This is a genomic window from Leptolyngbya sp. 7M, from assembly GCF_018128485.1.
Map to the genome: position 1 here is coordinate 6,696,913 of NZ_CP070897.1, position 26,222 is coordinate 6,723,134.

The window sequence follows — 26,222 nt, forward strand, 5'->3', positions numbered from 1 at the left end:
CAATGTTTACTGAACATTTAGAATATGTTAGTCTTAGAGTTAAGTAATGTTACAGATTCTTCAGAAGCGTTGAGCCAGAAGCAGCCGTTTGAGCAAATGCACTTTGTGGAAGAAGTGGGCCTGATGTTTGAGCTTGTCGGGCTGCCACGGATGTCAGGGCGCATTTTTGGTTGGCTGCTGATTTCTAACCCACCCCAGCAGTCGCATGGGGAATTAGCAGAAGTACTGCAAGCCAGCAAAGGTTCGATTAGCACCATGACCCGCTTGCTGATTCAGATTGGTCTGATTGAGCGGGTCAGTCTACCAGGAGAACGGCGCGATTATTTTCAAATCAAGCCGAATGCCTGGTCGCAGATGACCAAGCAGCGGATGGCTCAAATTATTGCATTTCGCCAGTTGGCTGAAAAAGGCTTAGACCTGATTAAGGACATGCCTTCTCCGTTGCAACAGCGCCTGCAAGAAATGCGCGATATCCACGCCTTTCTGGAGCGAGAACTGCCCCTACTCGATGAGCGTTGGGAGTTAGAACAAAAGCAGTCTATGCTGCACAAATCCCATTAGTTGCTTCTGTTGAAATCTCTGTTTTGAAATCTCCATTCAATCGAATTGCCAGTACTGCCCCCAGTGGTGCGGCTAAGTTTCTGGATGAATTCTTCACCTGTTGCCTGCTTCCTTCTTCGATTTTCTTTGCTTGAATACACAGGACAAGATCATTCAAAACAAACTGGGCGTGCTCAACCTGGCCAAGATGCTAGGAAATGTGTCCCAAGCCTGCAAGGTGATGGGAGTCTCCAGAGACAGTTTCTACCGCTTTAAGCAACTGTATGAGAGCGGCGGAGAAACGGCCCTGCAAGAAATCAGTCGCAAAAAGCCTTGCTTGAAGAATCGGGTGGAAGCGCACATCGAACAAGCCGTGGTGGATTTTGCTATTGAACAACCCGCTTATGGACAGGTGCGAGTCTCAAACGAACTGAAGCAACAGGGCATCTTGGTGTCCCCCGGTGGAGTGCGTTCCATTTGGCTGCGGCACGATTTGGAAACGTTTGCCAAACGCCTTAAAGCCCTGGAGGCAAAGTCAGCCCAGGACAACTTGATTCTGACTGAAGCGCAACTCAAAGCGCTGGAGAAGGCGAAACAAGAAAAAGAAGCTCACGGCGAAATCGAAACAGAACATCCTGGCTATCTGGGTTCACAAGACACCTTCTACGTTGGCACCCTCAAGGGAGTGGGACGCATTTACCAGCAAACCTTCATCGATACCTACTCGCGAGTTGCCGTTGTCAAGCTGTATGAAAGCAAAACTGCACTCACCGCAGCAGACTTGCTCAATGACCGAGTGCTGCCGTTTTTTGAGTCGCAAAACGTTCCTCTGTTAAGGATTTTAACGGATCGAGGTTCGGAGTATTGCGGCAACATTGAGCATCACGAATACCAGTTGTACCTGGCGATTGAGGACATCGACCACACACGGACGAAGACGAAATCACCGCAGACCAATGGGATTTGTGAACGGTTTCATCGCACTATTTTGGAGGAGTTTTACCAGATTGCCTTTCGCAAGAAGGTCTACAGCAGCATTGAGCAGTTGCAGCACGATGTGGATGATTGGCTTGATTCGTATAACTGCACTCGACCCCATTCAGGACGGTATTGCTATGGCAAGACACCGATGCAGACCTTTCTCGACAGTAAGCAAATTGTGCAACAAAAGATGATAGACCGACAGTATGAGGATAAGATGGGAGAGGAGATGAAGAACAAGAGAGAACACGGAGGAAAGGGAGCAGCAAATGAGACACCAACTGGATCATCCGATCATCCTTGAACAACCGCGTGCTGGTGCTGATCGCGGCCCTGCTCGTCTCCGTCTACGGGCTCTACGTCACGCTCCGTACGCCGACGGACGTGCTGCCGGACCTCAACCGCCCCGTTGTGACCATCATGACCGAAGCCCCCGGCCTTGCGCCCGAGGAGGTCGAAGCCCAGGTCACTTACAACATCGAGACCGCCGTCAACGGCTCGCCCGGCGTCGAGCGGGTCCGGAGCGTCTCGTCGCTGGGGCTCTCGATCGTCTTCGTCGAGTTCCAGTGGGGCACGGACCTCAAGTACAACCGCCAGGTCGTCACCGAGCGGATGGCCACCATCACGGAGAAGCTGCCCCCCGGCGTCGTGCCGGTCATGACGCCCGCGACGAGCATCATGGGCGAGATCGCCCTGATCAGCGTGTCGAGCAAGTCTCTGACGCCCATGGACGTGCGCACCGTCGCCGAGTTCACGCTGCGCCCCGCGATCCTGTCGATTCCCGGCATCGCCCAAGTCACGGCGATGGGCGGCGACCTCAAGCAGTTCCGCGTGCAGGTCGATCCCGACAAGCTCCGTCTCTTCGATCTGACCATCGAGGACGTCGAGAAGGCGCTCGCCGCCGCCAACCAGAACACCGGTGGCGGCTTTGTCGTCAGCGGTGCGCAGGAACTGGTCGTTCGGAACATCGGCCGAGTCCAGACCGCGGACGACATCGCGCTCTCCCTCGTGGCGACCAAGCCCGGCGATCACGCCAGCCCCCCGAGGGCCGTCCTGGTCCGAGACGTCGCGGCGGTCATCGAGGCCGGCCCCACGATCAAACGCGGCGACGGTTCGGACAACGGCTCGCCCGCCGTCATCATGGCGATCCAGAAGCAGCCGGGCGCGGACACGATCACGCTCACGCGGGCGCTCGACCAGACGCTGGAGCAGCTCAGGCCCACGCTCCCCAAGGGGATCGAAATCAACGCCGACGTGTTCCGGCAGGAGCACTTCATCAAGTCGGCGATCGGGAACGTGGTTGAGGCGCTCCGCGATGGCGCGATTCTCGTGGTCATCGTGCTCATCCTGTTCCTCATGAACGTGCGGACGACGATCGTCACGCTACTCACTCGTCGGCTGCCCCTTTGCAACGGGTTCAGGAATCTGCAACGACAGATGCGGAGCAAGCTTCGGCAGCCAGTACCACTCTTTCTCGATGTCTTGCGCCCATGACTCTAGAAGCGGGAATCGCGCATAGAGGTAGTCACCGAGTCGGTAAATGGCGTTTACCGTTCCTGTGGACTGGATTGGATCAATCGGCAAATTGGCTAACTGGGGGAACTGTGCCGCTATCAACCGTTCGACAAGGAACTCATCAATATCGACTTCTCCCTCATGCATCTTCATAGGCTGAAGCATCCATTGGAATGCTATTGATATAAATATCTTGTATTATATTTGTAGTATAGTGCGGCAACCCTAAATTTAGGATTGATTGACTCGTTCCAGGTAGCTAATGCGATGTGCTGGATTGTCGGCATTAACTGGAGTGGATATGGAAGTACGAATTGAACTTTACAACGCTCATCACCTCGATGCTTTCATTCGGCTTTCACTTTCCCAAACGCACAGAGCAGTCAAGTTTGGAGCCGTGGTTGCAAAAGTGTATGTGATCGAGCATGGCTGAATCAAACGCATGGACATTCAGTTAATCGACCAATAGATTGAGCGAATGAATGAAAAACTCATTAAACGTATCCTTAGTCAGGCACAGGTTCCTGAACTGTTAGAAGTCCTCGCCCAGCGCCTCAGTCCGTCGGACTTACAATCGCTGTTGCTGGAAGTTTACCGAGCTAGAGCGCAATCCCTCACACCGCAATCTCTACTCCAGCAGTACGAGCAAAATCGCCTGGTTCAGCCTGCGACCACTAGCCCCAGACAACTACTGGAATTTGACCAGTTAGCTTACTCGGTGTTGCCCCCCTCGTTTGAACTCCTGGAGCTATCTCCAGTTTGTCCCTTCAGCACGACCACAAAATTCTGCAATCACTTGAGCTTTCACCGCATCCAGCGGATAGGTTGTGGGATAGGTGGAATACATCAGCATAATGCCCTGCAATACAGAGGAAAAGTAGAGCGATCGCACTCTTGGATTTTCGACGCCCAGCTTTTCAAACATCGTCGTCTGAACTTCAAACTGCCGCGCTTGTTCCTCCATCAACTTCTGACTCGAGTCACTGCCCGCCCCGCCAGCCAGGGTGTCACTTCCCAAATTGCCTGCCAGCGAGTCACTGCCATTGCCCCCCGTCACAATGTCACTGCCTGCGCCTGCCCGAATCGTGTCGTTGCCGCTGCCACCGTTGTAAGTTACGGTCATCGTCGTGCTGATCAGACTGTTTGCATCGATCGTGTCGTCGCCTGCTCCGCTGTTGATTGTGAGCCGATCGGTATCGGCATTGGTGATGGTGATTACTGAGGGCAAGCCTATGATGAAGATGCTGTTAGCCGTGTTTACCAGATTAATCACATCGGTGCCTGAAGTGCCCTGAGCGATCACGGTGTCACTTTGTCTATCGCCTCTTCCGTCTGGGCCTGCCAAGTCGATATTCACCTCAGTTACATCTGCGCCACTCAAATTATTCACAGTGATGATGTCTGTCCCTAGCAATGCCGCAAAGTTGATTTGCTCGACATCGTTCAAGTCTATCGTGACCGCGTCCACATCGCGGCTAAAAATGGCCCGTCCGCCGTTGGCAGCAATATTGATTTGTTCTGAGACGTTAGTGCCGGTGAATTGCAGCGTATCGAAGTTTGCTTGACCCTCTACTACATCGTTACTATCCCCCGTGTCCCACTGGAAGACATCATTGCCCGCCCCCAGCACTGCCACATCGTTACCCCTCTGTCCATCCACGAAATCGTTGCCATCGCCACCCAGCAGCCTATCTACTCCATTACCACCGAGAATTGTGTCATTTCCAGCACCGCCATCGACGTTAAATTGAATCGGTGAAGCCAGGTTGTTCGCTGCGGAGAAGGTATCATTTCCGCCATTCATATTCAGGATCAAATTTTCGGTGGTGCCAATGTCTAAGGTGAACGGAGCGGGATTGACGCGCTCGAAACGTACACGAGATCCATTGGCAGTTACAATAAAGGCTTCGTCACCGCCGCCGCCGTTCACTTCGCTGATATCCGTATTATTGCCGCCTTCATTCAGGTCGGTGTCGTCACCGGGATTCGAGATAATGCGATCGTTGCCATCTGCGCCAAACATCTGATCGTCTGCATCTCCTCCGGTAAGAACATCGTTTTCTGTGCCGCCAAAGAGAAAATTGAGTTGTCCGAGAATTGGGCGGTGCAACAGGCGGTAAAAGCAGCGATCCTAGCGGGTATGCCGACCTATGCCGAGTGTGGTGGGCTGATGTATTTAGCCGAATCCCTCACCGACTTTGAGGGCCGCAACTGGCAGATGGTTGGCGTGTTACCGACAACGGCTGTAATGGGGAAACGACTCACCCTAGGCTACCGTCGCGCTGTGGCTCAACAGAATAGCCCCCTGATACCAATGGGTACAACCGTCTGGGGCCATGAGTTTCACCGCTCTAGTTTGACCCTACTGCCGCAGCAATCGCTGTATCAGATCCAGGGATACGATCCTGCTAGTGCGCTGGGACAGGAAGGATGGTGCCAAAATCAGCTTCATGCCTCCTACGTGCATCTACATTGGGGCGGACGGCCAGAAATTCCAGCTCGTTTTTTAGCTCACTGCGCCCGTTTTGCTCAGACTCAGCCATGATTAAACATGATCAACATGAACCATCGTTTTTCATTCCTGATGCCCCATGCCGATCTGTTCTCTCCTCTCTTGTTTCACCAGCTTGTCTCCTCTGTTGGCAAACCCATTGCTGACCGTAGATGCAGCTGAATTGGGTTTACAGGCTGAGAGCAGCATTGCCGCCTATGTCACTAGCGGAATTGTATTGCTGTTAGTGGCTACGGCAGTAGCGCTGTTGTCGCGACGACTGGGGGTACCATACGTCACCGGGCTAGTGCTGGCCGGATTAGCAATTACCGATTTTCTGCCCCAGAGTATCGGCCTCGATTCGTCCTTGATTTTGAACCTGTTCCTGCCGATCTTGCTATTCGAGGCGGCGATTAACACTGATGTCAGTCGGCTACGCAGTACGGTTAAACCGATTGTGCTGCTGGCAGGTCCCGGCGTGATTGTGGCCTCTGGAGTAACTGCAACTATCCTTAAATACGGCCTGGGGCTGGATTGGACTCCGGCCCTGCTGCTAGGTACGATTTTGGCGATTACGGATACAGTCTCGGTGATCGCGGTATTCAAAGAAATTACTGTGCCGTCGCGGTTAATCACGATTGTAGAAGGAGAGAGCCTATTTAACGACGGCGTAGCGCTGGTGCTATTCAATTTGATTTCGAAGGTCGGAACGCTTACACTGAGTCGCTTGGCTTCTGCGAAGGGGTTTTTGCCCGCCCTTGCGAGCTTTCGTGCTGCTGCTGCCTTCTCGCGAGCCTCCGCGAGTGTAACGTCCTTTAGCGAACCGAGTCCAAAGTCCCTTCGCCGACCGTCAACCTGCACACGGAGCAGCCAGCTCTTCGCACCGGAAGGCTTAACGAGGAGGTAGAGGCCACCTCCATCGCTATGGCGACCGGGCTTCGCGTTTTTAACCTGTAGCGCAGTCAAAGGCATCATGTCGCTCCCTCATCCGTTCCCCCATCATAGCTGAGATTTAGGGATATTGAAGGATACGCCAAGCGACGCTAGGCTAGCTATATATCCCTGTTTTCCCGGGTTTCTGGATCAGGCTGCTACTATCAGGAACAAGTAGGTGGCGGAGAGGGTGGGATTCGAACCCACGGTACGGTTGCCCGTACACCGCATTTCGAGTGCGGCGCATTCGACCACTCTGCCACCTCTCCGCGCGAGGTCGTGCGTCAGGGCCCGAGGGGCCGGTCGAAGCAGGCGCGGCGGTTAGCCGAAGGCCGCACGCTTGCCAAGCCCCCAGTTGCCTGGAGCAAGGCTGAGCTGGGGACGAGCCCGTCGCGGCGCTTGTTCCCCGCTCGCGGCATCCTATATCCTCACCCAAGATGGAACGATCGCAGTTCTTTTCCGCCCAGGCCGGTCGCACGATCGAGGCGCCGCGTCATGCGCTGGCGCGGTTCGGAATCGGCGATGTCGTGCGCCACCGCATGTTCGATTTCCGTGGAGTGGTGTTCGATATCGACCCGGTCTTCGCCAACAGCGACGAATGGTACGAGGCGATCCCGGAACACCTGCGTCCTCCGCGCGAGCAGCCGTTCTACCACTTGTTCGCCGAGAACGGCGAATCGTCCTATGTCGCCTATGTCAGCCAGCAGAACCTGCTGCCCGATGCCGACGCGGGCGAGGTGGAGCACCCTAACGTCACCGAACTGTTCGAACGCTTCGACGGGCATCGCTACCACCTGCGCCGCGCGCTCACGCACTGATTGGTTAGCTCTTCAGCTTCCACCCGGACTTCAGCACCCGGTAGCACAGCCTGTTCAGCCTCCGCTTCAGTTGCGGTGTTGACTTGAATACCCGCACAGTTGACATCGCACAGTTGCCGGGGCGGCGTCTCTAGACAAAGTTGCTCGTAAAGCCAGATTAGGGGCTGAAAATAACCATCCGGGTCTAGTGTTTCCACCAAGTCTTCAAACGCCACTTCCCGTTCCAGTAGATCGGCATCTGGATCATCCTCTTGCTTTTGCAGCCAGATCAGTTCCGATGTGTTGACTTTGATCCGGTGGTTATATTGTTGCAAACAGCGGTCGCAAGTCAGGGTAACGATAGCTTCGGCCTGGCCGGCAACTTCTAGATAATTACCTCGATGGGTAACACGCACCTGCCCTTGAACGGGGGTCAAGGTGTCTAGATCGGGCAAATAGCTGTTGACTTCGATTTGTTCGGTTTGCTCCGGCGCTCTCACTAGCTGTGGAATGTAAATGGCTTCCATGATGAGCGCTCCTCCTATGAAATTTGATACTTGAGCTACGTTATTTCACTTTCTGCTAGCCGTACTACCAAGCGTCGATCGGGTTCTTTGCCACGGCTATAGGTTTCTAAATCACCGTAGGTTGCCTTGAGATAGGTATGCACCTGCCGTCTCTCGGCGGCTGACAGCGCGGCCATTTCGTATTCCTCACCCGTTTCTCGCACATGCTGGACAGCAGCTTCGGCCAATTGCTGCAACTCGATCTGCCGCTGCACCCGATAGCCTGCCAACTCGATGGTATAAGCAGTCTGGAGGTCTTCCCCTCGCCCAATATTGAGAATCGTATTGGCCAGATACTGCACAGCATCGAGCACGTTTCCCTCCTCGCCGATCAGAATTTGGGTTTGCTCGTGGGTCAGGGTGGCATCATCTATGGTCAACCAGCAGCTTCCTTCGGCACCGGTGCGTTCCAGATCGGGCTGAACCGTGGCTGGCAAGCCCGAGAGTTGCAGCATTTCTTCTAACCAATGCTTGCCTCGTTGAATCTGCTGGTCATCCATCCGCGTTAGCCTTTCTTTTTGGTACTGCTGGTATTCTTGGGCGTAGATTGCTTCGGCGTTTGCTTCGCATTTTGCTTTGGTGTTTGCTTAGCCGCTTTAGGCGCTGGCTTACTGCTCGAAGGTGTTGTTGCGGCTGCTCTGGGCGAAGTTGAAGCTGCGCAAGTCGCGCCGGTAAAGATCGACGCCCGCAGATATGTTGCGGTCGAACACATAGGGTTCGGCGAAGCTGAGGTTGAACGAGCGGGAATAGCGCGAGTAGTTCACGCCCGCGCCGACCGTCTGGCCCCGGCCACGGAAATTGCGCTGGCGGATCGACGCGGCGAGGATGAAGCTTTCGAGCGAGGAGAAGCCCGCGGAAAGCTGGAGTTCGCCGGTCGGCTGTTCCTGCACGTTGCCTTCGAGAACGATGCGGTCGGGGGCGCTGCCCTCCTTCTGCTCGATCTCGAAGTTCTCCTGGAAGTACCCCAGCGACTTGATCCGGTTGGTCGAGCGCGAGACCTGGAGCGAGTTGAACGCATCGCCTTCCGCGATGCGGAATTCGCGCCGCACCACCTTGTCCTGGGTCAGCGTGTTGCCGTTGATATCGACCCGCTCGACATAGACGCGCGGAGCCTCGCGGATCTGGTAGGTGACGTCCATCGTCAGTTCTTCGCGATTGCGACGGAACTGCGGCTGGACATCGGCGAAGGCGTAACCGAACGTGCCGGCCAGCTCGTTCAACTGTTCGACGGTGTCCTCGACCGCCTTGGCGTTGTACCAATCGCCCGACTTCATCCGCAGGTTGGAGGTCATCCCCGCGCTGTCGAAATCGCGCAGCTGGCTGTCGACCGCGACATCGCCGAACTTGTAGCGTTCGCCTTCCTCGACGACGTAGGTGATGATGAAATCGCGCTTGTCCGGCGTCAGTTCGGCCACCGCCGACACGACGCGGAAATCGGCATAGCCTTCGGTCAGGTAGAACTGCCGCAGCTTCTGCTGGTCGAACGCCAGCCGGTCGGGATCGTAGCTGGTGTTGGAGCTGAAGAAGCGCGTGAAGCGCGCCTCCTTCGTCACCATCTCGCCCTTGAGCTCGCCATCCTTGAACTGTTCGTTGCCGATGATGTTGATCTGGCGGACCTTGGACTTGGGCCCTTCGCTGATCTCATACACGATATCGACGCGGTTCTGGCTGAGCTGCACCAGCTTGGGTTCGACCGTGGCGGCGAACCGGCCCTCTCATAGAGGGGAACACCGCCCAGATGTTTGCGCACAGCATCGGAACGGATGTGAATCGCGCCCAGCTTATCGGCAACCTGTCGAGCGGTTGTGCTCTTACCAGAACCGGACAAGCCACACATCAGGATCAGGCGACCTTGCCGGGATTGGGAATACTGCCAAGCTAACCGATAGTAGAGGGCTGCGGTGTCATGCGCCACTTGTTTTTCGTGGTCGGGTACACCCGGATCATTGAGCAAAAAGGAGGTGACTTTGGCTCGTACATAGGTTTGGCGGCTGATGTAGATCGGCAATACCTGAAGTCCTTCCCAGTCGCCAGTTTCTTCTGCATAGGTGTTGAGGAACAGCGTGCTGAGATCAGGTCGCTTTCGGGCCTCTAGGTCCATCACAATGTAGGCAATGTCATACATTGTGTCCACAAAGCGAAATGGCTCGTTGAACTCGATGCAGTCAAATAGAAGCAGTTTGCCGTTCCAATAGCAGATGTTACGAAGATGCAAGTCGCCGTGGCACTCGCGAATTCGGTCAGCGGCAATTCGTTGCTTGAATAGGGGTTCCTGCTCGGCAAAAAAGCGATCGCAGTAGGCTTTGGTTTCGTCAAACTGCTGCTGGGTTTGGGGGCCGCCAATGTACTGTGCGGTCTGCTCAAAGTTTTCGTCAAACGCCTGCCGCACTTGGGATACTTCACCAAAGCTGCGGATGTAATCGTTGGTGGTGGTTTTGCGGTGAAACTCGGCAATCACCCGCGCCAGTTGCTGAATTAAATCGGGCGTTAGCTCTCCCCGCTCGAACAAGTTAGTGAGCAGCGTATCTTGGGGAAACTGCCGCATCTTGACGGCATACTCGACTACTTCTCCCGCTCCACCGAGCTGATAGCGGTCTCCGGTCTGGGTAATTGGCACCACTTCCAGGTAAATCTCTGCAGCCCCGCGCTGGTTCAATCGCAACTCCTCTTCAGAAAAATGCTTGCGGGCCTCCAGGGTCGAATAATCTAGAAAGCCGAAGTTCAGGGGTTTCTTCACCTTATAGGCAAATTCCCCGGTCAGCAGCACATAGGAGATGTGGGTTTGAATCAACTGAACGGCGGCAGCGGGTGGTGGATAGAGTTCGGGTCAGGCGATTACCGCCATGGAGCAAACAGCGGCTGAAGTGTTACCCCCCGGTATGGGCTATGAATGGAGTGGCACCGCCTTAGAGGAGATCGAGTCGGGCGGTCAGGCTCCCCTGATCTTCGGCTTGGGCTTGGTGCTGGTATTCTTGGCGCTGGCGGCTCAGTACGAAAGCTTTATTGATCCGACCATCATCATGCTGACAGTACCGCTGGCAATTTTGGGGGCGCTTACTGGTGTGTTTGTGCGCGGCATTCCCAATGATGTCTACTGCCAGATCGCGCTGGTGATGCTGATTGGTTTAGCTAGCAAGAACGCGATTCTGATTGTGGAATATGCTAACCAACTGCGCCAAGACGGTTTGACTATTGTTCAGGCCGCCATTGAAGCTGCCCAGGAACGGTTGCGCCCCATTCTGATGACGGCTATCTCCAGCTTGATCGGGTTCTTTCCGTTGGCGATTGCTAGCGGAGCTGGGGCCGCTAGTCGCCAATCCTTAGGTACAGCGCTGGTGGGTGGTTTCTTGATTGCGACATTCCTGAGCTTGTTTGTGGTGCCGATTTTGTACATTGTGATCAAGCAAGGGACGGAGCGGTTTACGCCAACAGGCAAGAAGAAGTTGCCGAAACCAACTCTGCCTCCAAGCGAAGTGGGGTCGCGCTAGAGCTTGGCCCTGAACCCTACCGGTTCCAGATAGAATGGGGCAAGGTCGCTGTTATTTTGCTGTAAGAACCCATGACCGTTCCTCCCGATCTAGATGATCTAGAAACTGCGAATTCTACCGCTCAGAATGGTCAGTCGATTACCTCCAATGGACCGGTAGATGCCGATCAGGTGCCCCCTGACTCGACTGATTCAGAGGATTACCTCGATGCAGTGCCAGACGATGTGGAAATGTCGCTGTTCGACCACCTCGAAGAACTGCGGCTGCGCATCTTTTATGCCCTGATTGCAGTTGTCTTGGGCATCATTGTCTGCTTTGTGTTTGTGAATCCAATTGTGCGGCTTCTAGAGGTGCCCGCTCAAGGCGCTAAGTTTTTGCAGCTTGCTCCTGGAGAATATTTCTTTGTGTCGCTGAAGGTAGCAGGCTACAGCGGTGTTGGCCAGGGATACCGTTGCATCAGTCTGATCGCCTCGGAGGTTGAAGTTGTAGTAGTTATTGTCGTACCGGCCTGAAACTCGCGGGTAGCGTCGATAGTAGCTGCTGGGATCATACTGCTCAGTTACGGTTTGGAATCCTTGCAGGGTTAGATCGGGAGCAACTGGCGTTTCGTTGGCTGCTGCCACAGACTCCGCCAAAGACTTGTTTGCCGTGGTCACAAAGGTAGGAATTTCCCAATCGGTGGTGCGAGATGGAATCGGATGTTCACCCCGCTGCACTTGCTGGTAGCCAGGAGACGCCACAATTTGGCTGTAGGTCCGGTCTGGCCGACCGCTATTGAAGGCCCGGGAGCCATCGCCCCAGATCACCAGACGCGGCAACTGTTCAGGAGCCAGAATGTCCTGCATCAACAGATTCATTACCTGAGCTGTGGCACCGTTAATGCCAAAGTTATACACCTTTAGTCCTGGATGGCCTTGAGCAGCCAAAGCTTCTTCTAACGCTGCCGGATCAATGCCCTGCAGGGAACGCGAACTGCCAATGATCAGAACATCGGGTTTGCCGTGGGTGCGCAGGTACTGTAAATAAAGCCGCAGCTCTTGGTCGAGTCGCTCGCTGTCGAAGGAGGGAAAACTGTAGGGAGGCAGCAGCAACTCCGGCAATGCCATGGGCGGCAGCGGTAGGATCAGGTCCGACAGGCGAGAGGAGTAGCCGTTAGCCCCATCGCCGTCAACGCCTGATGCCAATTGATTAGCAGAACGCGGCTCAGCGGCAGTAGAAGTCCTGTATGAGGGTGTATTCTGCTTGGCTTCTGGAAGAGCAACTGTTTTTAGCCCATAGGCTAATGCCAACAAAACGCCCGGTAACAGCAATCCTTTGGATACCATGTTTGACTACCTGGTTTGTCTACCTGCATTCGCGGTGCAAACGACTTAATCTGACGTTTTGTTAAGTCAGGTAGTCCTACCCTATCGCTAAAAATGAGGCAAGGTCAACTGTCCTGCCTCAAGCAAAGATTTTGTCAGCTATCAATTGGGTTCAATTTGGCGAACCTGTAGGGAACTGCGCTGCTAGACACACAGCAGCAAACCGATCAGTGCGGGAGATGGTGCCGGAGATGGAGATGGAGATGGAGATGGAGACGGTTCCGGAGATGGTGATGGTGATGGTGATGGTTCTGGAGAGGGAGTACCACCATCATCAATGGTCAATGTGACTTCGCTAGCCTCTGGATTGACGTTGTAATCCTCGCCATCTGGGAGGCTGAAGGTTAGTTCTTCTGCTCCCTCGTTTGGACCATCATCAAAGGTAGACAGGGTGATCGACGCCTGCGGTTCTGTAATCGTAATCACAAAGCTAGCTCGATCGTCGCCAGGAACGGGGAACTCGCCATTCGTGCCTGTGATGTCGGTGGTGGGATCAATTCCGGCAATGTCAAACTCTGTCAGCGAGGCAAACTCTGCACCTTGGACGAGAACGGGCAAACCGCCTTCTGGAATTTCGCCATCTACGGTGAAGCTAACCGTGAATGCCTCGCCTTCCGCTAGCTCAGTCTTATCCACGGCAAGACTGACCGTGGGGCCAATGCCGACTTCGCCTTCATCAGCAACGTTTAACGTCACCGACGATGCCTCTGGATCGACCTCATAGAGTTCACCGTTTGCTAGCGAGAAGGGAAGTTCTAGCGGTTCCTCTGCCTCAATGTCATCCAACACCGATAGAGAAATTGTTGCGGTTGGTTCGGTGATCGTAACAAAGAAGCTGCTGCCAGCACCATCCCCAACAGTCGGCTCTCCTTTAATGCCTGTGGTTTGGATCTTGCTCAGATCGGCCAAGTCAAACTGTCCGAGTGCAGCCATCACGGGACTTTGCACCAGCACCTGCAAACCCTCGGGTGGGATCTCGCCATCAACGGTAAAGGTGACGGTCAATTGATCGCCTTCGACCAAGGTAGTTTTGTCTACCGAGAGTCCGACTTTCGGGCCAACGCCAGGGCCGCCATTGTCATCCGTAATGGTCAGCACGGTCGCGTTTTGATTGGGATCAACGGTATAACCTTCGCCTTCCGCCAGCCGGAAATCAAAGCTTTGTTCGCCTTCCTCGATAATGTCGTTGATGATAGGCAAAACAAAGGAAGCCTCAGGAGCCGAAAGCAGAATTTGCAGCCGCCCAGTTGCCTCATCAAATCCGGCTATTTCAGCATTCGTGAACCAACCGACGGTACGGGAAAGATCGATATTGCTAAACAGATCTTCTCGACCATGCGATTCTAGTTCAATCAACAGCGTTGCACTACCTGTCCAAGTTGAGAATGCCTGAACGAACGCTGTTAGCAATAGATCGTTGATTTGAGTTTGATAGGCGGCTGGGGCTGTTTGCAGTAGGGCTTGGGTGTCAGCAATAGATAGGGCTACGGATACGGTTTCCAGATCGGCAACTCGATTGTGGGCTGATATATCATGGCATGGATTATCGATTGGCAGCGGGGTATCGGGTTGAGTGTGCCAATAGTTGAGTTCGTCGGCACTAGGCTGGTAGGAGTGCAATGCTTCTGCCCACTGTCGAAAGGCGCTGGTTTTGGGCGGCAGCTCGGCTGGTTTGCCCTGGCTGAGCCGCTGACAAAGATGGTGCAAATCGCTGAGCAAAATTCGCCAGGAGATGCCATCGACGACTAAATGATGCAAAATCAACAGCAATCGACCGGACCGCTGCCCGCGATCAAAGAACGCAATTCGTAACGGTAAGGTTGATAGATCTAGGCTGGCTTGTAGAACGGTGGCAGTCATTTCAATTATCTGCGTTTGTTGCGGCTCTGATAATTGTGAAAGATCGATCCAGTGAAGCGGAGCAATACTTGCAGCAGCATACTCCTGATGCCAGCCGGTCTCGGTGCGTTGAAAGCGCAGCCGCAGACTATCGTGATAGTTGAGTAACTGCTGGAGGGCCTGTTCTAGCCACTCCCGACCAACGGGCTGCCGGACTTCCAGCAAAACGGCCTGATTCCAATGGTGCATCTCGGCAAAGTTTTGTTCAAAGAACCAGTGCTGAATGGGGGTGAGGGGCACGGTTCCAGTCAAAATCTGCTGCGGCGCGGTGATGGCCTCTGTCGGGGTGGCAATGGCGGCAAGTGCGGCGATGGTTTGATGCTGAAACACTTGTTTGGGAGAGAAATGCAGTCCGATCTGACTGGCTTTGGCAATCATTTGAATCACCAAAATCGAATCTCCGCCCAGTGCAAAGAAGTTGTCGTGGCGATTGATGGTTTCGCGTCCTAGAAGCTGCTGCCAGATGCGGTGCAGTTCCTGTTCTGCGTTCGGCTTGAGTGGCAATCAACTGGTGAACAGCAGTGAGTTGGTCTGGTTTGAGCAGGTCATACTGCCCATAAGTTTGATTCCACTGCCAAAGCTGCTGCTGTTCCGCTTGCGTCAACATTGGTATCCTCGACAACGGTTGCTCAGGCGAGCAAATAAACGCGGCCAGAAGGGTGTGTAGATGTCCCAGAAGCCGCTGCATAGATTGCTCGGAAACACGCTGACTGTCATAGCTAACTTGTAGTGTTAATGTCGTGCCGGGTAACACTGTTAACGTCAGTGGATAATTAGTTTGGGGAGCTGAACTGACGACTGGTAGGGGTTTAATTTGTAAAAGCGACGTATGCTGCTGTTGATAGGTTTGTAATGCAGCGGTGATAGAAGTAGGATAGTTTTCAAATACAAGCAGGCTATCAAATAGCGGCATGCCCTGGGGCAGATCACTCCAGGCTTGAATATTAACCAGCGGACTGTAGGAATAGGCAATTTGTTCCGCCTGCTGGGATTGGAGCTGCTGTAGCCATTGCATCAGCGGTGTTTCTGGATCAAGCTGAACGCGAACCGGCACCGTGTTGATGAACAGCCCAATCATCCGTTCAATCCCGTCTAGATCGGGTGGACGCCCCGAAACCGTCATGCCAAACAGCACATCCGTAGCCTGACTATAGCGGCTCAACAGAATTGCCCAAGCGCCTTGAATCACCGTGTTGAGCGTCAGGTGATGTTGCTGCACAAAGGTTTGTAAATCAGCGGTTATAGCTGGCGTGAAAATTAGCTGTTGTTCGGTGTATATGGTAGAAGTATGAGCTGAAGTAGATTGACTGATCGCATCTAGAAGGAATGTAGGCGTGGTGAATCCTTGCAGCAAGCCACGCCAAAACTGCTCTACCAGAGCCATATCCTGCTGCTGTAGCCAAAGAATGTAATCCCGATAGGGGCGAGGCTGGGGCAGCACTATCGATCGACCCTGACAGGCAGCTTCGTAGCAAGCGAACACCTCTTGCAGCAGAATCGCGTTACACCAACCGTCGAGCAGCAGATGGTGATGCGTCCAGACAAAGTTGTAGGTATCGTCAGCAATTTGCAGCAAGGCACAGCGCTAGGCGATGGCTGCAACATGGAAGGCATTTCCGGCGAAGCTTGCTCGCTGGCTGGTCACCTGGGATTGGGTAAGCTGATTGCCCTCTACGACGACAACCATATTTCGATCGACGGTTCCACCGATATCGCCTTCACCGAAGATGTGTCGAAGCGATTCGAGGCTTACGGCTGGCATGTGCTGCATGTGGAAAACGGCAACACCGATCTGGCTGCCATTGCCAAGGCAATCGCAGAAGCCAAGTCTGTCACCGACAAGCCGACCATGATTAAGGTGACAACCACGATTGGCTACGGTTCACCCAACAAGCAAAACACGGCAGGTGTCCACGGTGCAGCTCTCGGTGGCGATGAAGTCAAACTCACCCGCGAAAACCTGGGCTGGAATTATGAGCCGTTTGTGGTGCCCGATGATGCCCTTAGCCATATGCGGCAAGCAATCGAGCGGGGTGCCAGCGCCGAAGCCGAATGGAACGAAATCTGGGCGCAGTACAAGACCAAATATGCCGAAGAGGCTGCTCTGTTCGAACGGATGATTAGTGGCAAGCTGCCCGACGGCTGGGATAAGGTGCTGCCTATCTACAAGCCCGAAGACAAAGCGCTGGCAAGCCGTAAGCATTCGGAAATCTGCCTCAACAAGATTGCGGAAGTATTGCCGGAACTGCTTGGCGGTTCGGCTGACCTGACCCACTCCAACCTGACCGAACTGGAATGCTCTGGCAGCTTCCAAAAAGGCGGCTACGAAAATCGCAACCTTCATTTTGGCGTACGCGAACATGGTATGGGAGCCATCTGTAACGGCATTGCCCTACATGCTTCTGGGCTGATTCCCTACGGTGCTACCTTCCTGATCTTCACCGACTACATGCGGAATGCAATTCGCTTGTCGGCCCTATCCCATGCGGGCGTGATCTGGGTGATGACCCATGACTCGGTAGCGCTGGGTGAAGATGGCCCGACCCACCAGCCGGTAGAAACGATTGCCTCGCTGCGGGCTATTCCGCAACTGACGGTGATTCGTCCGGCAGATGGAACCGAAACCTCTGGGGCTTACAAAGTTGCGATCGAAAACGCCAAGCGAAACCGTCCGACCCTGCTGGCCCTCGCCGTGAATCAGCTTTAGTTCGTTGATGTCTTGCGGTGGCAGCAGAAAGGTGGGCAACTGATGCTCGAAATAGCTGATTGGGACCGCAGGTTTATGCTCGGTGTTGAGGGCTTGCTGGAGGGTAAGCGGTTCGCGGTCTGGATCGGTTTGAAAGGTCAGATCGTAGGCGTAAATCTGCCCCGATTGCAAGGCTTGATTCGGGTCTGACTTAGCTGTGACTGCTACGACATGCAGATGCTCGCCCAGCGCGATGGTGAACCGTTCCCCAGTCATTACGGTAGAACTAATCACAAGTCCATTCCCATATTCGGTGGCATAAACCCGCAGCGTTACCTGACTACTCCTTCGCAGAGCCAGCCAAACCGTCACGTTCGTAGATTCCGTTCGACGCAGAATCGGTCCGGCCAAGATTAAAGGTAATTGCTGTAGCCGATGTTGTAACGGAATCCAGGGCATAGGTTCAGTGGGCGAACGTACTTCCTTAGCTTAGAGTAATTTTGTCAGCGGTAATTCTGCCAGAATAAAAGCAAGCGCTTGAGGGGAATGGCCCGTGACCCAAAGTCTAGATCCGCTTGTTATCACTCCCTTTCCCGACCATACGCAACTGCCAGAGTCGGATGGTACGTTTGTGTTCGCGCAGCGTGCCGGAGGCAGTCAAAATTTTCAGGAGCATCCTCAGAGTTTACTGTTAACAGATTCGCTTGACCCGGTTTTAGAGCGGCTGCATCCCAACGGAACCTATGTAATTGGGCAAGACTACGGCATCTATTGGCGGCAGACCGATCCGCCTGAGAGGGGATCTGGCACCGGACTGGTTTTATGTGGCGGATGTACCGGCCACGCTAGACGGACAGTTTCGGCGTTCTTATGTACTGTGGCGAGAATTTATTGCTCCTTTGGTTGCTTTGTAGTTTGCCAGTGGTGATGGTTCAGAAGAACGGGACCGCACGCCGCTGCGGATCGATCAGCCCAGTCGCAAACCTGGGAAGTTCTGGGTTTATGAACGAATTATTCGGATTCCCTTTTACGGCATTTTCGAGGTGAACACCGGCAAACTAGAGGTTTACCATTTGGTTGATGGCGCTTACCAACCGCTGCCGGCTAATCAGCAGTTTGTCAGCCATCCTCGGAGTTTTATTGGGTCAAAACATTTTGCTGGCTGCTCTGGTGCTCTTGTTCTTTGTCGGGATTGTTTCCAGCGTAGTGCCCAATATTCCGCTAGTGGTGGCAATGGTGCCGCTGCTGAAGCAGTACGTTGTCAACGCTGGGTTAGCGGGTTCAGAGATTTTGCAAACTGGTTTTGTAGGTGATTTGCCGCCAACCGTTTTACCCTTGTTCTACGCCATGATGTTTGGAGCAACGCTGGGAGGAAATGGCACTCTAGTAGGTGCTTCGTCTAATATCGTGGCGGCTGGAATTTCAGAAATGCACGGACGCCCCATTCCCTTTAAGCTATTTCTTCGCTATGGGCCGCCGGTGGCTCTGATGCAGCTTCTTGCCGCCGCCTTCTATGTGGTAGCCCGGTTTTTCGTCTGGCAATGACTTCAGCGATGGACGGCCAACGGTGTGTTAGGCGCTTGATTAAGAATCTGGCAGAAGCTGAGATAGGTATCTACCGCCTTATGGAACTCTGCTTCTGCCGCTGTCTCGCTTGTGGCTTCAAAGGTCACTATGTCCTGGATGCTGGAAACCCGGCCATACCAAACCTGGGAATTGGGATCTCGGTTGAGAATGGTTGTGTATCCTTTGTAGCTCAGATTCATTGCACTCACCGGAATTGTTGGAAATTTGATGATTGGGATCTTGAGATCTATTGTTGGAATCTTGACTGGCAGAAGCAGCTAATGGCAGCAATCCTAGGACATCAGAGAAATGAAACCCTGTTTCAACAGACAGACTTTGACCAATGCTGCAAAAATTCAACTGCTAGTTTGCAAGTCCAATTGCTTACTCCAATTGCCTACCCCAATTGACTTAGTAAACTGCGCTGACTACCGTACTAGTTCGGCTGGCGCTTCTTATGAACTCCTCCTCATAGCGTTACAAACTGAATAGAGTGACAAATCTCTTACAAAATGTAGGCTTAATAGTAGTTTTTATACATGACAACCGACCAATTATTTAGTTCTATTTGCCGCACCAAATAAATAAATTTTTCAACTGCAAAGCTGTAAGTTTTGCTTATAGGATTGCCTGCTACTATTCAGCAGCCCTGTCGCCAGCACGCGGCGACGAGTCAGGGCTGCCAGATCCCTGCAACGGTGCGTCGGGCCGTCGGCGCTCAGCGGCGAACCAGCGGAAGTATTCTCGTCCATATCGATAAGCATCGGCAAGGGGCGGCCCAACCGTACACTCGTCGTCCGATCCAGACCGCTGTACGCCCGGGATTATCGCCCTGATCCGGCATGAACTCCTGCCCGGGATCGCGACGCTCATTCGCCCAGGCCGACGCCTGCTTGCCAGCATGAGCCGGGTTCAACCCACCTGCGTGTCCGGTACGCACCCTGACTGGGGAATGATGGGACGCGCGAGAATGGCCGACTCGCCCAAAAATGGCTGCTCCGGCCCCATGCCTCTTGGTCAGCCTGCTGATCGCCGGCCCGGCTGACGTGAATCATCGACGCCTTGCTCACGACGATCGCTCTCGTTCAGACCACACCAGCCGAGCCGACCGGCGCGTCGGCCACGCCGCTCCCTTCACAGCCGGCAGCGGACGTGACCCAAAGGCTCACGGCACTGGTGAGCGACCCGCTCGGCGCCGACGCGACCGACGTGGCTTCGCAACTCGCGACCTTCGCGATTGAGTACGGGCTGCGGATCATCGCCGTGATCGTTGTGCTCGGCGCCGCGTTCTTCGTCGGGGCCTGGGTCAAGCGTCTGATCCGACGCGCCTTCGAGCGAGCGAAGTTCGACGTGACGCTGGGAAAGTTCCTCGGGAACGTTGCCAAGTGGGGCATCCTGGCGCTGGCCCTGGTGTCTTGTCTTGGGATCTTCGGGATCCAGACCACGACGTTCGCCGCAGTGATCGGCGCCGCGGGCCTGGCGATCGGTCTGGGGTTCCAGGGCAGCCTGTCGAATCTCGCTGCCGGCATGATGCTGCTGATCTTCAGGCCTTTCAAGGTCGGGGACCTGGTCAACCTTTCGGGCCATCTTGGGTTCGTCAACGAGATCGATCTCTTCCAGACCTCGCTCGATAGCGTCGACGGCCGCCGGATCATCTTCCCCAACAACCAGATCTTCGGCGGCGTGATCGAGAACATCACCCACCACCCGAGGCGACGGTTCGACTGCCCCGTGGGCGTCTCCGACCGAAAATGACCCTCGCGAACTTGAAAGACGCTTGCTGCTGGATACTTATCGCACATTCGGCTGTGAAACCGGCGAGCCGACCTTTCGATATTCTCTTATTGACGGTGTAAAGGACGGTTATCTGGTCAATCCCGTCGTCGTGGACGCGAGAACCGAGATCACGACGCAGCTTTTGTCTGACGAAGGTTACAGCATCGCGGCTGTCGCGGCACCGGAAGACGAAAAGACGAGCGAAGAAATCATTGAGGAAACGTTCAAAGTCCGCGACTTTGAGCGGAAATTCTTCTCCGAGGAAACGAACCGCATACTCTGCCGGACCTTTCTCGATCACGCATTGAAAGACCCGATCACCGGCGAGATCGGAAAGACCATCGCGTTTTGCGTCAGCCAGCATCACGCGGCAAAGATCACGCAGATACTCAATGAACTAGCACACGAGCTTTTCCCCGGCAAATACAACTCGGATTTTGCGATGCAGGTAACTTCAAACGTCGCGAATTCTCAGCAGGCAACGACGAATTTCACAAACAACAACCTCGGCGGCACAGGCAATTTCGACGAGCGCTATAAGACCGGCAAGACGCGCGTTTGCGTAACTGTCGGCATGATGACGACCGGCTACGATTGCCCCGACATCCTTAACCTCTGCATGATGCGGCCGATCTTTTCGCCAACGGATTTCGTGCAGATAAAAGGACGCGGCACACGCAAGCATAACTTCACGTCAAACGTAATTGACCGCGAACTAAAGGAAGAACTCGGCGAACTGCAAAAGGAACATTTCAAGCTGTTCGATTTCTTTGCCAACTGTGAATATTTCGAAGAAAAGTTCAATTACGACGAGGTCCTAAAGCTGCCAAAGCCGGGCGAGCCGCGACCGGAAGCTCCGCCTCAGCCGCCGGCGGTTCCAATCGCAGACTACGAGAACTTCAACCCCGATCCGCTGAAGACCCTTGAGGAAATGGCGGTTGGACCTGATGGCATGAAGATCGACCGCCGTTTGTTCGAACGCTTTGAGGAACGCGTAAAATCGGACGACGAGATCAAGCGAATGGTCGAGGGCCGCGATTTTGACGCTATCGAAAGCTACATCGTCCTCACCTGGAAGTATCGCCAAATTGAAACCGGCGGGTGGAATCTGTTTCAAGCCCAACCGCTGACAGATGAACACCGATCAGATCGACTGTTTCCTCAAAACCCAGCCCAGCAGCCAGCGACAGATCTCAAATCTGCTCCTAGTTGCGATACGCCTTTACCGTGGGACCATATTGATACCGGCATCGATAAACAATGGCTCAAAGCTGACCTTCAGCGGGCACTAGAGGCGGCTACCGTACCAGACTGTTCGTTTGATGGCTGTTCTCACTGCGGCGTCTGTGGGGCCGATTTCGGCCACAATATTGTGGTGCCACCACAGCCGATTCCGACCTTCACCGGCCATTTTGTCCCAAATCAAAACCGCGCCCAACGATTGCGCCTTTGGTTTGGCAAGCAAGCTGACATGGCCTTGATCAGCCATCTAGACCTGATGCGTCTATTGGACCGTGCCGTTCGACGAGCTGCTATTCCAGTCGCATTTACCGGCGGGTTTCATCCGGGTCCACGTATCGTTCCAGCCAGTGCGCTGCCCTTGGGGACAACCAGCTCTGGTGAAATCGTTGATTTTGACTTGACCGAGCCGATGGAACCAGAAGCATTCAAGCAAAAGTTGGCTGCCCAACTGCCTGAGTCCATTCCCCTCTATCGAGTCGAGTCGATTGCAGTCAATTCTGCCTCAGCAACTCAGTTGTTGGAGCAGGCTGAATATGTGTTGGCAATACAGTGCCTGGGCAGCTCAGAAACCAGGTCAGAGACAGAACCAACTCCGGCCACCTGGCAATTCTGGATCGAGCAAATTTTAGCCAGCTCCCAAATCCTAGTGGAGCACACCACGAAATCGGGCAAGGTGCAGCAAATCAACCTACGAGAGCGATTATCTGAATTAGAGCTTCTCGCGCCGGAGCAGATGCCCCAGGCGATGAAAGATTCAGCCATACTGCCTTGGGTGGGTGTGCGCTATGTGGGTAGCTGTCGCAATGATGGAGCTTTACTACGACCAGAGCATATCATTCAGATGCTGGAGTTTGTAGCGCAGCAGGAGTTTCAGTTGGGGCAGATTCACCGGCAGCACCTGTTTTTAGCTTCATTGCACGAGTGGACCAATGCTCGCGATAAACCATTGGGATTACCCGTTACCTCAGCCGCAAAATGATCGGCGTAATATTCGCGAGTACGCGAGAGATACAGCAGTAAATATTCACCTATGATGTAGAAGACATAGGCCATAATCACTGCCATCTGAAAGCCGCCTTTTACCTTCTTGGCTGAGTCACTGTCGCCCAGCTTGTCCGCAACTGCACGAGCGTAGGTATAGATCAAATAGCAAACCTGCACCAGGGTTGAAGCCAGCGTCATTACGGCAAAATCCCAGTGGACAATATGTCCTAGCTCATGGGCATAAACTGTAGCGGCTTCGTCATCATCGAGATAGGTAAATAGCCCCTGACTCACCACCAAGCGGGCGCTGTTGGGAAAAGACCCATAGGTAAATGCGGTCGGATTTTCATCGTCAATGATGCCGAGGCGCGGCGTTTGAATGTGATGCTGCTGACAAACGCGGCGAATCACTTTTGCTGACTCTGGGCTATGGCGTTCAATTTCTGATAAACTGACCCAGCGCGTATCATAGATCAGCTTTTGCACCAGATCCATGATGATCGGGCCGAGCAAAAACATCGCCAAGTTGAAAATGATCGTGATTAATACTGCGCTGATTAGCCCCGAGGTTGGATCGTCCGCCCCTTGAATCAGCAGCAGATTCAGCGTCGCCGCCAACACCATGCCACACAGCAAAACGAGAGTGACGCCAGAAGCCAAAGTTAAATTGCTGGCAACGCCCTTCATGGCCAGCTTGACGCCTCGCTGCTTAGACCGTCTGGCTTTGGGAATGGTGCTGGGCGCTGCTGTGGCGGACTGAGCCGAGGAAGGTTTACCAGACCCAGGCAAATGATTGGATTGAGATTCTGTTGCCGCTTTTGCCGCGTCTGCTGCTGCGTCTGCTGCCGGTACAGATGGAGCCATCGCCTGCAAATACTGCTCTGCCCAAATTTTGATGAACGGCTTCTCACTGTTGATTAGCGTTCGGCACAGCGCTATCGACTGCTCGATCTGGTGATTGTGGCGGTAGGCTTTGGCTAGCCAGGTTTGAGCTTGCTCGTAATCCTTGAAGCTGGAGTCGGTGCCGTAACAAAAGGCTTAGCTCTCCGGTCTTCCGGTCAAAAAGGCTAAGGTCGACCGCACAGCCTCGGTTATGATTAGAACCAGTAGCCGGATCCGCTACAAATATTCTGTGTTCAGGCTTCACCGATTCCCAAAAAAGCTTTGTTATCGACCACGGCCGGTAACCGTCGAATATCGCTAGCCCAAGCCCTCGCTCTCCGAGCTGCCGATGGACGGCAACAACTGAACCGGCGGGCTCTGGCTGAAGGAAAACACGGGCTGTTGTATAGACCTGTCTGCCGAGAAAATTTTTCTCTGTAGCATAACGGACATCTAGTTTTATCGTCGGATCAAGACGGATGAGTTCGATCAAATGGCCCTCTTATCTCGAGATTCTAAGGTTCTCGATAAATATGTATTGTGACTGGTAGCTGCTAAAGATCGATGCTTCAAAAACCGGCACCCTAGTTCACCGGCTTCTCTTCTTCGATCGGAGCGTCGTCCTCCTCAAGCACGCGGACATCCGTACCATATTTCTGATACTCACGAAAACGGATAAGATTTCGCGATTCAAGCATCCGGCCGCGATCACGAAATGTCAGCCGCACCTCCGAAAGTGACGGGAGGAGATATCTTTCTTCGTTGATAGTCGTCCAGTCGTAATCAATGTTCCTGCGGGCTGATTGGCACGGAAAGCTTGTCGGGATGTCCGTAGCCTCGCTTTCGATCCTCAGGACTCGAAAGTTCTCGCGGTCGATCCATACACGGCCGCGAACACCGGTAGTTATTGATTCCGCCGTGATGCCGGTACAGGTAATTCCCTGCCGGGCACGATCGCGTTCGATGATGAAGTCGTAAGAGATAGTCCGACGTCCGCGAACCATATCAGAATCCACGGCCTCAAAGCGGGCATCACTCTCCGGCTTGAACAAGGTTGCTAGTACGGTTACAAATTCGCCCGTGGAGCTTGTACCACCAACACTTTCGTAACTGCGGCGTGTCTCTGGCTGATTTTGGATAACGCCATTGACGGAAAGAATCTTATATTCCTCGTCACCAGTCGCACGATAGCTGACCGCAACAACGAGTCTGTCAGAATTCTGGAACGTACCCGTTCCCGCATACGCGTAAGCCCGCTTAGCAAAGTCGGATCAGCTCTTGACTCAGGTAGAAACCATTGGTGCCTTCAAGGTTCTAGTGGCAGAAATGCAGGGCGTTGATCCTGACTCGCTTAAGACGGCAGCTGAGCGCTTGCTTCAGAAACTCGGTGAAGGAGCTGTAGTGCTAGGTTCGGTTCCGGAACCGGAGAAGGTAAGTTTGGTAGCCGCCTTCAGTAAATCTGTCAATGATAAAGGACTGCAAGCAGGTAAGTTTATCGGGGCCATTGCCAAACTGTGTGGCGGCGGCGGCGGCGGTCGGCCTAATTTAGCTCAGGCGGGAGGACGCGATGCCAGCAAACTACCCGACGCCCTGAAGGCAGCGCGGCAGCAGATCGAGTCGAGTTTGGGCAGTTGATTCACTCTTAACTGAGCAGCGCTTGATAGTGACAAATGGTTTGTTGCCAGAACTCAGCCGGCTCTTCAGTTGGGAAATAGCGCTTAATAGCCTGATAAGCATTTTGGGTCAGCAAGTCGCGCAGTTCAGGATTTTCAATTTCAAACAAACAACGGGCTGCTGCTTCTGGAGTATTAGCAGTCATTGCTGTTTCCCGATGCTCCATGCAGAAGTTGGCTCCTTTGGCATTCTTGCCTACCACCACCACCCCCGCTGCCATCGATTCTTGCGGCGGCAATGCACATCCTTCCACTTCTGCCGAGGCCAAAAATGCTTGGGGGCGACGAAACGCCATTGCTAGCTCGTGAATCGATAGTCCATGAATTCGCTCAAACTTCCAGTAGCGCCCCCCCATGTCTCGATAGATCTGCTCAGTCTGGTCAATATAGTCTGGCCCTTTTCGAGGAAAGGCAAAGATCAAACCAGGCTCTCGCTCCGACTGTGGGATAAAGGGGAACTTGTTGTTGTCAATAATGTTAGGGACGATGCGAATCTCTTTGCCCGGATAAGTGCGCTGACAGATCTCTAGCATAAACGGAGAATCGGTCCATAGCGACACGCGCTCGTCACGAAAATCAAAGTTGTTTTTGACAAATATAGGTGACTGAAGATAGGCGATGACTGGTCCGTGAACCTCAGAGATCAACCCAGTTGAAAGATCGGGCACAATGCAAACATCATCAGACTTTGCGGGTGCATTCCTCGACGCACCGCCGGAGTTTCCCGCCGAGGTGATGGAGGAGCGGAACGCGCACTGGGCCGATGTCTTCGAGAATCGCTGGCACTCTGTCCAACGCATCATGGCCGAGTTTCGCCGGCACGGCCTCCATCTGCTCGA

General features: G+C 53.9%; 26 protein-coding genes, 1 tRNA gene and 5 pseudogenes. 17 read left to right on the plus strand and 15 right to left on the minus strand.

The window, feature by feature from the left end; translation table 11 throughout:
• The first annotated feature begins 24 nt into the window (after window positions 1-24).
• From JVX88_RS36095 to JVX88_RS41585, 4 genes are all read left to right on the plus strand, one after another.
• Entirely contained in the window at window positions 25-561 is a 537-nt protein-coding gene (locus tag JVX88_RS36095; RefSeq protein ID WP_211623882.1) for a GbsR/MarR family transcriptional regulator, read from the plus strand.
• A 130-nt stretch (window positions 562-691) separates the two neighbouring features.
• Window positions 692-1,825: an IS481 family transposase gene (locus JVX88_RS36100; RefSeq protein ID WP_225931300.1), complete on the plus strand. Its 1,134-nt coding sequence runs from the start codon at window positions 692-694 to the stop codon at window positions 1,823-1,825.
• The gene (locus tag JVX88_RS36105; RefSeq protein WP_211623883.1) at window positions 1,822-3,015 is read left to right on the plus strand and encodes an efflux RND transporter permease subunit; all 1,194 of its coding nucleotides are present in this window, start codon (window positions 1,822-1,824) and stop codon (window positions 3,013-3,015) included. The genes JVX88_RS36100 and JVX88_RS36105 overlap by 4 nt, the downstream gene beginning before the upstream one ends.
• Window positions 3,016-3,337: 322 nt before the next feature.
• A complete protein-coding gene (locus tag JVX88_RS41585; protein WP_263975424.1) occupies window positions 3,338-3,469 on the plus strand; it encodes a hypothetical protein in 132 nt (43 codons plus the stop codon).
• 315 nt (window positions 3,470-3,784) lie between these two features.
• On the opposite strand, the gene JVX88_RS36110 is transcribed toward JVX88_RS41585, so the two are convergent.
• A complete protein-coding gene (locus JVX88_RS36110; protein ID WP_211623885.1) occupies window positions 3,785-5,146 on the minus strand; it encodes a calcium-binding protein in 1,362 nt (453 codons plus the stop codon).
• Between JVX88_RS36110 and JVX88_RS36115 the strand changes: the two genes are divergently transcribed.
• Together JVX88_RS36115 and JVX88_RS36120 are read left to right on the plus strand one after the other, a co-directional pair.
• Window positions 5,123-5,581 (plus strand): hypothetical protein, encoded by a 459-nt coding sequence (locus JVX88_RS36115; protein ID WP_211623887.1) that lies wholly within the window; start codon window positions 5,123-5,125, stop codon window positions 5,579-5,581. The two genes, JVX88_RS36110 and JVX88_RS36115, sit on opposite strands and share 24 nt — an antisense overlap.
• A gap of 46 nt (window positions 5,582-5,627) precedes the next feature.
• Window positions 5,628-6,254: pseudogene (locus tag JVX88_RS36120) on the plus strand (cation:proton antiporter); the annotation flags it as partial.
• Between the two features lie 56 nt (window positions 6,255-6,310).
• Here the strand turns inward: JVX88_RS36120 and JVX88_RS44835 are convergent.
• Both JVX88_RS44835 and JVX88_RS36125 read right to left on the minus strand, forming a co-directional pair.
• Window positions 6,311-6,502, minus strand: a pseudogene (locus JVX88_RS44835) (Arm DNA-binding domain-containing protein); the annotation flags it as partial.
• 137 nt (window positions 6,503-6,639) lie between these two features.
• Window positions 6,640-6,729 (minus strand) — tRNA-Ser (locus JVX88_RS36125).
• 168 nt (window positions 6,730-6,897) lie between these two features.
• Here JVX88_RS36125 and hspQ point away from each other — a divergent pair.
• On the plus strand, window positions 6,898-7,278 hold the full coding sequence (gene hspQ / locus JVX88_RS36130) for a heat shock protein HspQ (protein WP_211623891.1): 381 nt from the start codon (window positions 6,898-6,900) through the stop codon (window positions 7,276-7,278).
• Here hspQ and JVX88_RS36135 read toward each other — a convergent pair.
• The 4 genes and pseudogenes from JVX88_RS36135 to JVX88_RS36150 form a co-directional block, all read right to left on the minus strand.
• Entirely contained in the window at window positions 7,248-7,784 is a 537-nt protein-coding gene (locus tag JVX88_RS36135; protein ID WP_211623893.1) for a YceD family protein, read from the minus strand. The genes hspQ and JVX88_RS36135 overlap by 31 nt on opposite strands.
• A 35-nt stretch (window positions 7,785-7,819) precedes the next feature.
• A complete protein-coding gene (locus JVX88_RS36140; protein ID WP_035999168.1) occupies window positions 7,820-8,323 on the minus strand; it encodes a protein jag in 504 nt (167 codons plus the stop codon).
• Window positions 8,324-8,431: 108 nt separating this feature from the next.
• Window positions 8,432-9,478: pseudogene (bamA, locus tag JVX88_RS36145) on the minus strand (outer membrane protein assembly factor BamA); the annotation flags it as partial.
• Window positions 9,373-10,614: an AAA family ATPase gene (locus tag JVX88_RS36150; RefSeq protein WP_263975426.1), complete on the minus strand. Its 1,242-nt coding sequence runs from the start codon at window positions 10,612-10,614 to the stop codon at window positions 9,373-9,375. The pseudogene bamA and the gene JVX88_RS36150, both read right to left, overlap by 106 nt.
• 52 nt (window positions 10,615-10,666) lie before the next feature.
• Between JVX88_RS36150 and JVX88_RS36155 the strand changes: the two genes are divergently transcribed.
• Both JVX88_RS36155 and JVX88_RS43740 read left to right on the plus strand, forming a co-directional pair.
• Complete coding sequence (locus JVX88_RS36155) at window positions 10,667-11,311, plus strand: efflux RND transporter permease subunit (protein WP_211623897.1); 645 nt, start codon at window positions 10,667-10,669, stop codon at window positions 11,309-11,311.
• A 230-nt stretch (window positions 11,312-11,541) separates the two neighbouring features.
• Window positions 11,542-11,823, plus strand: coding sequence for a twin-arginine translocase subunit TatC (locus JVX88_RS43740; protein ID WP_317134689.1), 282 nt, complete (start codon window positions 11,542-11,544; stop codon window positions 11,821-11,823).
• Window positions 11,824-12,819: 996 nt separating this feature from the next.
• On the opposite strand, the gene JVX88_RS36170 is transcribed toward JVX88_RS43740, so the two are convergent.
• Window positions 12,820-15,078, minus strand: a complete 2,259-nt coding sequence (locus tag JVX88_RS36170) for a condensation domain-containing protein (protein WP_211623901.1) — start codon at window positions 15,076-15,078, stop codon at window positions 12,820-12,822.
• Between the two features lie 133 nt (window positions 15,079-15,211).
• Window positions 15,212-16,150, minus strand: a pseudogene (locus tag JVX88_RS40200) (condensation domain-containing protein); the annotation flags it as partial.
• Between JVX88_RS40200 and JVX88_RS36175 the strand changes: the two are divergent.
• From JVX88_RS36175 to JVX88_RS40205, 4 genes are all read left to right on the plus strand, one after another.
• Window positions 16,106-17,281 (plus strand): hypothetical protein, encoded by a 1,176-nt coding sequence (locus tag JVX88_RS36175; RefSeq protein ID WP_317134588.1) that lies wholly within the window; start codon window positions 16,106-16,108, stop codon window positions 17,279-17,281. The pseudogene JVX88_RS40200 and the gene JVX88_RS36175 sit on opposite strands and share 45 nt — an antisense overlap.
• A 42-nt stretch (window positions 17,282-17,323) precedes the next feature.
• A complete protein-coding gene (locus tag JVX88_RS36180) occupies window positions 17,324-17,470 on the plus strand; it encodes a hypothetical protein (protein WP_211623904.1) in 147 nt (48 codons plus the stop codon).
• A 343-nt stretch (window positions 17,471-17,813) separates the two neighbouring features.
• Window positions 17,814-18,188 carry a hypothetical protein gene (locus tag JVX88_RS36185; RefSeq protein ID WP_263975427.1) on the plus strand — a complete coding sequence of 125 codons (375 nt, stop codon included), beginning with the start codon at window positions 17,814-17,816 and terminating at the stop codon, window positions 18,186-18,188.
• Window positions 18,189-18,400: 212 nt separating this feature from the next.
• Complete coding sequence (locus JVX88_RS40205; RefSeq protein WP_263975428.1) at window positions 18,401-18,805, plus strand: hypothetical protein; 405 nt, start codon at window positions 18,401-18,403, stop codon at window positions 18,803-18,805.
• A 2-nt stretch (window positions 18,806-18,807) separates the two neighbouring features.
• Here JVX88_RS40205 and JVX88_RS36195 read toward each other — a convergent pair whose 3' ends face one another.
• Both JVX88_RS36195 and JVX88_RS36200 read right to left on the minus strand, forming a co-directional pair.
• Window positions 18,808-19,026 carry a hypothetical protein gene (locus JVX88_RS36195; protein ID WP_051924753.1) on the minus strand — a complete coding sequence of 73 codons (219 nt, stop codon included), beginning with the start codon at window positions 19,024-19,026 and terminating at the stop codon, window positions 18,808-18,810.
• A 436-nt stretch (window positions 19,027-19,462) separates the two neighbouring features.
• Complete coding sequence (locus JVX88_RS36200; protein WP_211623908.1) at window positions 19,463-19,699, minus strand: hypothetical protein; 237 nt, start codon at window positions 19,697-19,699, stop codon at window positions 19,463-19,465.
• Between the two features lie 116 nt (window positions 19,700-19,815).
• Here JVX88_RS36200 and JVX88_RS36205 point away from each other — a divergent pair, with 116 nt between their 5' ends.
• The 3 genes from JVX88_RS36205 to JVX88_RS41590 are packed head-to-tail and all read left to right on the plus strand — an operon-like array spanning window position 19,816 to window position 22,823.
• Complete coding sequence (locus JVX88_RS36205; protein WP_211623910.1) at window positions 19,816-20,067, plus strand: hypothetical protein; 252 nt, start codon at window positions 19,816-19,818, stop codon at window positions 20,065-20,067.
• On the plus strand, window positions 20,003-20,581 hold the full coding sequence (locus tag JVX88_RS36210) for a mechanosensitive ion channel family protein (protein WP_211623912.1): 579 nt from the start codon (window positions 20,003-20,005) through the stop codon (window positions 20,579-20,581). The genes JVX88_RS36205 and JVX88_RS36210 overlap by 65 nt, the downstream gene beginning before the upstream one ends.
• Window positions 20,582-20,603: 22 nt before the next feature.
• Complete coding sequence (locus JVX88_RS41590; protein ID WP_263975429.1) at window positions 20,604-22,823, plus strand: TIGR03936 family radical SAM-associated protein; 2,220 nt, start codon at window positions 20,604-20,606, stop codon at window positions 22,821-22,823.
• Here JVX88_RS41590 and JVX88_RS36220 read toward each other — a convergent pair.
• From JVX88_RS36220 to JVX88_RS36230, 3 genes are all read right to left on the minus strand, one after another.
• The gene (locus JVX88_RS36220; protein ID WP_211623914.1) at window positions 22,730-23,692 is read right to left on the minus strand and encodes a M48 family metalloprotease; all 963 of its coding nucleotides are present in this window, start codon (window positions 23,690-23,692) and stop codon (window positions 22,730-22,732) included. The two genes, JVX88_RS41590 and JVX88_RS36220, sit on opposite strands and share 94 nt — an antisense overlap.
• Before the next feature lie 43 nt (window positions 23,693-23,735).
• The gene (locus JVX88_RS36225; RefSeq protein ID WP_211623916.1) at window positions 23,736-24,203 is read right to left on the minus strand and encodes a M15 family metallopeptidase; all 468 of its coding nucleotides are present in this window, start codon (window positions 24,201-24,203) and stop codon (window positions 23,736-23,738) included.
• Between the two features lie 91 nt (window positions 24,204-24,294).
• Window positions 24,295-24,762, minus strand: a complete 468-nt coding sequence (locus JVX88_RS36230) for a hypothetical protein (RefSeq protein ID WP_211623918.1) — start codon at window positions 24,760-24,762, stop codon at window positions 24,295-24,297.
• Window positions 24,763-24,982: 220 nt separating this feature from the next.
• On the opposite strand from JVX88_RS36230, the pseudogene JVX88_RS36235 reads away from it, so the two are divergent.
• Window positions 24,983-25,345 (plus strand): annotated as a pseudogene (locus JVX88_RS36235) (DHHA1 domain-containing protein); the annotation flags it as partial.
• A gap of 7 nt (window positions 25,346-25,352) precedes the next feature.
• Here JVX88_RS36235 and JVX88_RS36240 read toward each other — a convergent pair.
• Entirely contained in the window at window positions 25,353-26,186 is an 834-nt protein-coding gene (locus tag JVX88_RS36240; RefSeq protein ID WP_211623922.1) for a glycosyltransferase, read from the minus strand.
• Window positions 26,187-26,222 lie beyond the last annotated feature (36 nt).

Excerpts from the sequence above, each read along its gene's own strand:
- JVX88_RS36175 (WP_317134588.1), top strand. The coding sequence starts at position 16,106 with ATGCGTCCAGACAAAGTTGTAGGTATCGTCAGCAATTTGCAGCAAGGC.
- JVX88_RS36135 (WP_211623893.1), bottom strand. The coding sequence starts at position 7,784 with ATGGAAGCCATTTACATTCCACAGCTAGTGAGAGCGCCGGAGCAAACC.
- JVX88_RS41585 (WP_263975424.1), top strand. The coding sequence starts at position 3,338 with ATGGAAGTACGAATTGAACTTTACAACGCTCATCACCTCGATGCTTTC.
- JVX88_RS36140 (WP_035999168.1), bottom strand. The coding sequence starts at position 8,323 with ATGGATGACCAGCAGATTCAACGAGGCAAGCATTGGTTAGAAGAAATG.
- JVX88_RS36200 (WP_211623908.1), bottom strand. The coding sequence starts at position 19,699 with ATGAGCGTCGCGATCCCGGGCAGGAGTTCATGCCGGATCAGGGCGATA.
- JVX88_RS36240 (WP_211623922.1), bottom strand. The coding sequence starts at position 26,186 with ATGATGCGTTGGACAGAGTGCCAGCGATTCTCGAAGACATCGGCCCAG.
- JVX88_RS43740 (WP_317134689.1), top strand. The coding sequence starts at position 11,542 with ATGTCGCTGTTCGACCACCTCGAAGAACTGCGGCTGCGCATCTTTTAT.
- JVX88_RS36155 (WP_211623897.1), top strand. The coding sequence starts at position 10,667 with ATGGAGCAAACAGCGGCTGAAGTGTTACCCCCCGGTATGGGCTATGAA.
- JVX88_RS36195 (WP_051924753.1), bottom strand. The coding sequence starts at position 19,026 with ATGAATCTGAGCTACAAAGGATACACAACCATTCTCAACCGAGATCCC.
- JVX88_RS36180 (WP_211623904.1), top strand. The coding sequence starts at position 17,324 with ATGCTCGAAATAGCTGATTGGGACCGCAGGTTTATGCTCGGTGTTGAG.
- JVX88_RS36220 (WP_211623914.1), bottom strand. The coding sequence starts at position 23,692 with ATGGCTCCATCTGTACCGGCAGCAGACGCAGCAGCAGACGCGGCAAAA.
- JVX88_RS36095 (WP_211623882.1), top strand. The coding sequence starts at position 25 with ATGTTAGTCTTAGAGTTAAGTAATGTTACAGATTCTTCAGAAGCGTTG.
- hspQ (WP_211623891.1), top strand. The coding sequence starts at position 6,898 with ATGGAACGATCGCAGTTCTTTTCCGCCCAGGCCGGTCGCACGATCGAG.
- JVX88_RS36205 (WP_211623910.1), top strand. The coding sequence starts at position 19,816 with ATGGCTGCTCCGGCCCCATGCCTCTTGGTCAGCCTGCTGATCGCCGGC.